The sequence below is a fragment of the Balneicella halophila genome, assembly GCF_003096835.1.
Classification (GTDB): domain Bacteria; phylum Bacteroidota; class Bacteroidia; order Bacteroidales; family Balneicellaceae; genus Balneicella; species Balneicella halophila.
The window spans coordinates 24241-30936 of sequence record NZ_QENZ01000007.1; the positions used below are offsets into that span (position 1 = coordinate 24241).

Here is a 6696-nt window from a genome sequence, read left to right on the forward strand (position 1 = left end):
TTCATTGGAAAATATTCCAAAAGATATTGACGGAGCTTTTTATTTAGTTCATTCTATGTCAGTTTCATCAGATTATCTTACACTGGAAAAAGAATCTGCTGTTAATTTCAAAAATGCTCTTAATAAAACAGGTGCACAACATGTTGTGTATTTAAGCGGTATAATTAACGAATCGGAGTTATCAAAGCACTTGGCTTCCAGAAAAAATGTTGAAATAGAACTTAGCAGGGGTAAATATAGTTTCACAACCTTGAGAGCGGGTATTATTATTGGCTCAGGAAGTGCCTCCTTTGAAATTATGAGGGATTTAGTAGAAAAACTTCCAATTATGATTACACCTAAATGGCTAAATACTAAATGTCAGCCAATAGGAATATCAGATGTAATCAAAATACTTTCAAAAACGATATTTAACCCAAAAACATTTAATAGAGATTTTGATATTGGTGGATCCAATATTTTATCTTATAAAGAGATGCTTCTGGAATTAGGAAAATTAAGAAACCTAAAACGATATATTTTTACTATTCCTGTTATGACTCCCAAACTTTCTTCATATTGGTTGTATTTTGTAACATCAACCTCATATAAACTTGCCAGTGCATTAGTTAATAGTATGAAAATAGAAGTGATATGCCGAAATGACGATATAAACAAAATACTGGGAATAGAACCAATAAGTTACAGGCTGTCATTAGAAAGAGCTTTTAGTAAAATTGAAAGAAATGAAGTAATTTCCAGTTGGAAGGATGCCTTTATAAGTAGTGATTTTAATTTAAATATATCAGATTTCATCCACGTTCCTTCTTTTGGATGTTTTCGAGATGTTAGAGAAAAAACTGTTTCCAATCGAGATAATTGTATTGAAAGAATTTGGAGCATTGGAGGTGAAAAAGGTTGGTATTATGGGAACTGGTTATGGCGTTTAAGAGGGTTTATAGATAAGTTATTTGGTGGTGTTGGATTGAGAAGAGGACGCACTTCGGATAACTTTTTAAATGCAGGTGACGCATTAGATTTTTGGAGAGTATTATACGCAGATAAAAGAGAGGGCCGTTTACTGCTATTTGCCGAAATGAAATTACCGGGGGAAGCTTGGCTCGAATTTAGAATTATTGACAATAAATTGATTCAAACAGCTACTTTCAGGCCATTAGGATTAATTGGTCGATTATATTGGTATACAGTTCTTCCATTTCATAGTTTTATTTTCAATGGAATGATAAAAAAAATAACTAAACACAACAATGTATAAAAATAATAGCCGGTTCAGTAGTAAATTCGAGGATTGTAGCCCGCTTCAACTTTCTTGTAACTTGAAAGGAAAGTGCTACGCAGTCGGCTACTATTCTTATACTCACCGATGATATAGCATTCGCCTGCGGCGATCAAAATTCCTACATTTTCGCTTCACTCAAATTCCCGTCCTTTTGTAAATGCTATATCATCGCAGTGCTATGACAATTACATATAGCTCTATTAGCTAAAAAAACACTATCATCAAACAACGCCGCCAAGGCGTGATTTACGCTACACATCATTAGCTATATGCAATTGGTTGCTATTTTTTTGTTCCCAAAAATATAAAATCTAACGATTTTAATTATCTTCACAAAAAAACAGACAACTACACATAGCACTGCGTTAGCAGCAAGCTTGACCCATCCTGAATAAAGGCTATGTATTTTCATTATAAAAAAACTTATCTTAATTAGCGTACCACAAATCATTACTAACACACACCTTATGATAAGTTCAAGCATTATACTTTTTATTTATATTAAAATAATTGTTTGAACTTAGTTCTGTAATTATAAATATTTACTAGAAAATTTTTGTGTAATAAATATTTATTTTTAGTTCTTTATTTACAGAACTAAAAAAACTTTTTATATTTGCACAGAAACAATACATATTTTGATATGGATAATTTAAAACAACGTGTAGAAGATATTGGAGTTGTATATGAGCAATTTGGAAAAACACCCATTGCAAGCAGAGTATTTAGTTTCTTGTTATTAGCCGAACCTTCTTATAAAACATTTGATGAAATTAGAGAGTTTTTAAACGCAAGTAAAAGTGCAGTAAGCAATGCAATAAATGGTCATTTACAAGATGGTACAATTAATTACAAAACATTTAGTGGTGATAGAAAAAGATACTTTTATCTAGATTTAGAAAATTGGAAAAAGAGAGTTGAGGAATATGCTAAAAAACTATATGATTTTAACAATGTAATGGAAGATGTTTTAAAACACCGAAGCAATAACGACATAGAATTTAACAACGAGCTGAAAGATGTCATTGATTTTCAGAACTTTTTAAATCAAAAAATTGATGAAGCAATTATAAAGTGGAAAGAAAAATAAAAAATTTACACAATAAGTTCTTTTTGTTAAGAACTAAAATAACTATAAATTAATGAATTATATAAGACATACAATTAGTATAATACTAGTATTCGTTTATGGCTTTGGCTTTTCACAAGAAGAAAATTCTAAAACCTATACCATTGATGAGATTGTTCAGCTTGCGCTAGAAAACAATCAAAAACTAAAAGTCTCTAAAAAATCGGTTGATATTGCCAAAAAGCAAACCGAAGTCTATAAGCAACTAAAATTGCCAAACCTATCTGTTGGTGCAACAGCAATGTATTTGGGTGATATTGAAATTTTGGACACCGATTTTTCAAACATACAAACCGTAGATATGCCACATTTTGGTAATAACTTTTCCATACAGGCGCAACAATTGCTTTACAAAGGAAACGCTATTAATAATACCATTAAGGTTGGAAATCTTCAAGAAGAATTGGCAAATTTAAGTTTAGAAAACGATGAAATTGGCATTAAATATTTAGTGATTTCTAACTATTTAAGCCTTTACAAATTGTACAATCAAAAGCAAGTATTTCAAGAAAACATCAAATTGGCTCAAAAACGAATTGATAATGTAACTAGTTTCTACAATCAAGGAATGGTAACACGTAACGAAGTAATTCGTGGCGATTTATTATTAGCATCTTTAAACCAAGCCATTGTAACGATAAACAATAATATTTCAATTTTAAACAACCAATTGGTTATTGCATTAGGATTACCAGCAAATACTAAAATTATTCCTGATGAAGAAACGCTGAAACTTAATCCTGCGTTACAAAATATAGAAACATATCAAGACGAAGTAGCTACCAATCATCCACTTATTAGAACTATGGATACCCAAAAGGAATTAGCCGAAACAAGCTTAGATATTACCAAAGCAGATAAACTACCTATTTTAGCAGGTTTTGCTGGCTATAATATGCAACGGCCATTAACCAATTCCTTTCCAATAAATGATGTGTACTCTAACAGTTGGCAAGTTGGTGTATCGTTAACCTATAATATTGAATCACTTTACAAAAACAAAGCAAAAGAGTCATTAAACAAGCTAAAAGTAGAGCAAGTAACCGAAGCCAAAACGCTTACCCAACAAAATTTGCAAGTGGCTACACAAGCAGCTTATTTAAAATACAACGAAGCAATTTCACAAAAAGCAACCTATTTAGAAAGCAAACGTTTGGCTGAAGAAAACTATAAAATTATTGAAAAAAAATATTTAAATCAGTTAGCACTTATTACTGAAATGTTAGATGCTAGCAACTCTAAATTAGAAGCCGAATTACAATATGTAAATTCAGAAATTAATATCCTTCAGGCATACTATAATGTATTAAAAACTGTAGGAACACTATAACCATTGCAAAAAGAATAAAGATGTCAGATAACAATTCAAAAACCGAAAAGAAAGCAGGTAAAAACAAAAAAACGGTGTTTTTTATCAATCTACTTATATTTTTAGTAGCATTAGTTGCCTTGATTTTTGTATTAAAACACTATTTCCATATTGGCGATAAAAACTTTACAAACGATGCACAAGTAGAAGCTTATATCAATCCAATAAACACAAGAGTTTCCGCTTATATTAAAGAAATTCGTTTTGAAGAAAACCAGAGAGTAAAAAAAGGCGATACGTTGGTGATTTTAGATGATAGCGAAATTAAAGCCAAAGTTTTACAAGCCGAAGCTGCTTATTTAAGTGCTTTAGCTGGTGAAAAAACAGCAAAATCAACAATTAATACAGTTGCTAACAACACGTCTATTATTGAAGCCAATATTGCTGGTGCAAAATCCAATTTAGAAAATTCTGAAAGAGACTTAAATCGTTTTGCTGCCTTGTTAAAAGATGAAGCGGTAACCCAACAACAATACGATGGTATAAAAACCAAGTACGATGCTGCCAAAGCGCAATACAACGCCTTATTAGGACAACGTAAATCGGTAGATTATTCGCTTCGTGAAATGGATGGTAGAATTGAAATGAGCCAAGCAGGAATCAAGCAAGCAGAGGCAGCTTTAGACTTAGCGAAACTCAATTTATCTTATACTGTTATCACAGCACCTTACGATGGCTTTATGGGAAGACGTAAAGTTAACGAAGGACAGTTGTTAAATCCTAGTCAGCAAGTAGCCAGTATTGTAACCGATGATAAAAAATGGGTTATTGCCAATTTTAGAGAAACCCAAATGGAAGATATTGTTGCAGGAAAAGCCATTACTATTGAAGTCGATGCTTTGGGCGGAAAAGCCTTTAAAGGCAAAGTAAGTTCTATTTCGGCAGCTACAGGTTCAAAATTATCAACCATTCCTGTGGATAATTCTACAGGAAATTTTGTAAAAGTACAGCAACGTATTCCGGTTCGTATTGATTTTACAGAAGAAAATTCAGACGAAGATTTAAATCGTTTACGTGTAGGAATGAATGTAAATATTATCGTAGAATAACCAATGTATAACCAAGGACTTTTTAAAGATTGGGTGCCCAAACCCGCAATGCTATTGCTCATTATTCTATACCTATTTCCGTTATTGGTTGTAGGTGGAATTTATACAGCCAATTTTAGCAATATGATGAGTGATTTGGCACTTTATTCTGAGTATCTCTCGTTTGCAAACTATGCTTCCTTTATTGGAATGGGTACAGCCTTACCGTATTTGTTACGGTTTAAAATGCGATTTAGAAGCAAAGAGTTGATGATTACCAGTTTGTCGATGATCGCATTGTGTTCAATAGCCATTATAAGCACAGATAGTCCGTATGTTATTATTGCAGCAAACTTTGTCATTGGTTTTTTTAAAATCATTGCCATTATTGAGTTTGTACTTCCACTATTATTTATTCTAAGTCCAGATGGCGACCGAACCAAATTTTATACAGTATTTTATCCTTTAAGTATTTCAACCGCTCAAATAGGAGGTTATTTCTTTGCAAAAATTGCCTATAACCTACAATGGGAATCGGTCTATTTGGTAATGGCAATTATAATGCTTGTTTTGGTGCTTATCTCGGTTATTTTTATGCACGACTTACGATTTTCAAGAAAACTACCTTTATATCAAATTGATTTATTGAGTATGTTACTTTTTGTAGTGTCCTTTTTCCTATTAACCTATACCTTAGTATTTGCCAAACAACAAGATTGGTTTGCTTCAAGCTATATACAAGCTTCAACCATTGGCTTTATCATCACTATGTTTCTTTTTCTATGGCGACAAAAAGGATTAAAACGACCTTATGTTCCGTTAAGTGTTTTTAAAAAGAAAAACTTTATTCAAGGCTTTATTTTATTGATGTGTTTAGGTATGTTTTTAGCTTCGGGTGTTATTCAAAACACCTTTACGGTTGGTATTCTTGGCTATGATTCGCTCACCAACAACCTATTGAATTACGCAATGGTACCAGGAATTATTATAGGGGCTATTTATGCTAGAAAGTGGTATGCAAAAAAATGGCCTACCAAATTTTTAATTATTTCAGGAATGATTTTTTACACCTTACACTTTGTAATGATGTATTTTTTAATCAGTCCAGAAGTTGACATCAACTATTTAATTGTTCCTTCTATATTAAGAGGAATGGGAATGGTCATTCTTTTTATAAGTATTTGGTTTTATGCCTTGGATGGTTTTGATATGGCTGAAACCTTAGCAGTAGCATCCTTGTCAATTGTGGTTCGTTCATTAATAAGTGTAGCATTTGCTGGAGCCATTTACTCTTGGTTGTTTTACAAATTACAGTTACAAGGGTTGGAAAACATAGCACATCATTTGGATGCCGTAGATTTGTCACAATACAGAGGTGGTGGATTGGCATTATATGGACGATCGCGAATACAAGCTGTATTAACAGCATCCAAAGCATTATATGGTTATTCCATTATTGCAGGAATAATTATAATGCTATTCACCTTGGCAATACGTTTTGAAAACACCTATTACCGAAGATTAATATTAGTACGAAAACTGCTTAAAGGCGAATCGATTAAAGGATATAATTTTAGAGTAAGAAAAAATACTACAGAAACTATAGCCGCTGGATCAGGTGCTGTCGCGGTTTAGAAAATAAAGCCAGTTGCCAACAACGTGTAAGCGCAATAACGGCTGAATTTCCCATTCGGAAATTCAACTCGTTTTGCTATCTTTAGTGCGTCAGCGGAAAATACTCGCGCATTTTCCCGTTACTGACGCATACACGAGACCGATGATATAGCATTCGCCTGCGGCGAACAAAATTCCTACATTTTCGCTTCACTCAAATTCCCGTCCTTTTGTAAATGCTATATCATCGCAGTGCTATGCCAATTACATATAGCTC

5 protein-coding genes are annotated in these 6696 nt (G+C 32.7%); all 5 read left to right on the plus strand.

Translation table 11 applies throughout. The features are described from left to right. Positions 1-4: 4 nt before the first annotated feature. The 5 genes from C7377_RS09105 (at position 5) to C7377_RS09125 (ending at position 6440) form a co-directional block, all read left to right on the plus strand. Positions 5-1255, plus strand: a complete 1251-nt coding sequence (locus C7377_RS09105) for an SDR family oxidoreductase (protein WP_243408315.1) — start codon at positions 5-7, stop codon at positions 1253-1255. A gap of 667 nt (positions 1256-1922) precedes the next feature. Then, positions 1923-2369, plus strand: coding sequence for a GbsR/MarR family transcriptional regulator (locus C7377_RS09110; RefSeq protein ID WP_116497050.1), 447 nt, complete (start codon positions 1923-1925; stop codon positions 2367-2369). A 52-nt stretch (positions 2370-2421) separates the two neighbouring features. Continuing rightward, positions 2422-3738, plus strand: a complete 1317-nt coding sequence (locus C7377_RS09115; protein WP_116497051.1) for a TolC family protein — start codon at positions 2422-2424, stop codon at positions 3736-3738. 20 nt (positions 3739-3758) lie between these two features. After that, positions 3759-4826, plus strand: coding sequence for an HlyD family secretion protein (locus C7377_RS09120; protein WP_116497052.1), 1068 nt, complete (start codon positions 3759-3761; stop codon positions 4824-4826). A 3-nt stretch (positions 4827-4829) separates the two neighbouring features. After that, a complete protein-coding gene (locus tag C7377_RS09125) occupies positions 4830-6440 on the plus strand; it encodes an MFS transporter (RefSeq protein WP_116497053.1) in 1611 nt (536 codons plus the stop codon). Positions 6441-6696: the final 256 nt, after the last annotated feature.

What these genes read in the sequence shown, in the direction of transcription:
- C7377_RS09120 (WP_116497052.1), top strand. Translation starts at nt 3,759, where the DNA reads ATGTCAGATAACAATTCAAAAACCGAAAAGAAAGCAGGTAAAAACAAA.
- C7377_RS09125 (WP_116497053.1), top strand. Translation starts at nt 4,830, where the DNA reads ATGTATAACCAAGGACTTTTTAAAGATTGGGTGCCCAAACCCGCAATG.
- C7377_RS09110 (WP_116497050.1), top strand. Translation starts at nt 1,923, where the DNA reads ATGGATAATTTAAAACAACGTGTAGAAGATATTGGAGTTGTATATGAG.
- C7377_RS09115 (WP_116497051.1), top strand. Translation starts at nt 2,422, where the DNA reads ATGAATTATATAAGACATACAATTAGTATAATACTAGTATTCGTTTAT.